This window comes from Peterkaempfera griseoplana (genome assembly GCF_001418575.1).
Lineage (GTDB): Bacteria > Actinomycetota > Actinomycetes > Streptomycetales > Streptomycetaceae > Peterkaempfera > Peterkaempfera griseoplana.
The window spans coordinates 1-1,295 of sequence record NZ_LIQR01000801.1 but is presented as its reverse complement, the minus strand read 5'-3'; the positions used below and the strand labels follow the sequence as shown (position 1 = coordinate 1,295).

The following is a 1,295-nucleotide window of genomic DNA, read 5'->3' as shown; positions in this document are numbered from 1 at the left end:
CCCTGCTGCTGATGGGCGGCGCCACCACCCTGATCGGCTGCCTGCCGACGTACTCCTCCGTCGGCGTCGCGGCGCCGGTGCTGCTCACCGTGCTGCGCCTGGTCCAGGGCTTCGCGCTGGGCGGCGAGTGGGGCGGCGCGGTGCTGCTGGTCTCCGAGCACGGCGACGCCCGGCGACGGGGCTTCTGGGCGTCCTGGCCGCAGGGCGGCGCCCCGGCCGGCAACCTGCTGGCCGCCGGTGTGCTCTCGCTGCTGACCGGCACCCTGTCCGACTCGGCCTTCCTCTCCTGGGGCTGGCGGATCCCGTTCCTGCTCTCCGCCCTGCTGGTGGGCATCGGCTTGTGGATCCGGCTCTCGGTGGACGAGTCGCCGCTCTTCAAGGAGGCGCTGGCCCGCGCCGAGGCCCGCAAGGCCGCCCAGCAGGCCGAGGAGCAGCCGCCGCTGGTGGCCGTGCTGCGTCACCACTGGCGGGACGTACTGGTCGCCATGGGCGCCCGGATGGCCGAGAACATCTCGTACTACGTGCTCACCACCTTCGTCCTCGCCTACGCCGTGGAACATGTCGGGCTGCCCAAGCAGACCGCGCTGAACGCGGTGCTGATCGCCTCCGCGATCCAGTTCGCGCTGATCCCGCTCTTCGGTGCGCTGTCGGACCGGGTCGGCCGCAAGCCGGTCTACCTGGTGGGTGCGGTCGGCGTCGGCGTCTGGGCGTTCGTCTTCTTCGGGATGGTGGACACCAGGAGCTTCACCTCGATGGTGGTCGCCATCACCGTGGGCCTGGTCTTCCACAGCGCCATGTACGCACCGCAGGCGGCCTTCTTCTCCGAGCTGTTCGCGACCCGGATGCGCTACTCCGGTGCCTCCATCGGTGCCCAGTTCGCCTCGGTGGCGGCGGGTGCGCCCGCGCCGCTGATCGCCACCGCGCTGCTGAAGGGGTACGGCTCGTCCACCCCCATCTCGGTCTATGTGGCGATCGCCTCGCTGGTCACCGTGCTGGCGATGCTCGCCGCCCGGGAGACCCGTCACCGCGACCTGGCCGAGGTCAGCGGCGAGCCGGCCGCCGCAGCGGGGGCCGAGTCCGGTCTCACCGCGCACAACGCCGTCTGACCCCCGCCCCGGGGCCGGCGTGGCCACCCTCCCACGCCGGCCCGCAGCGGCCCCGGCCCGGCCCCGACGGGCCGGGCCGGGGCCGCGGCACTCCCGTTCTCCGACTCCACCTGGCACGATGTCCCGAACCATGAGCGACAGCACCCCCGCCGGCAGCGCCCCCGCGCTGCGCCGCCTGCTGGAACTGCT

General features: G+C 73.4%; 1 protein-coding gene. It reads left to right on the top strand.

What is annotated here, in order from left to right:
• On the top strand, positions 1 to 1,106 hold a 1,106-nt coding region (locus AOK09_RS36920; RefSeq protein ID WP_055591514.1), incomplete at its 5' end, for an MFS transporter.
• Between the last annotated feature and the right edge of the window lie 189 nt (positions 1,107 to 1,295).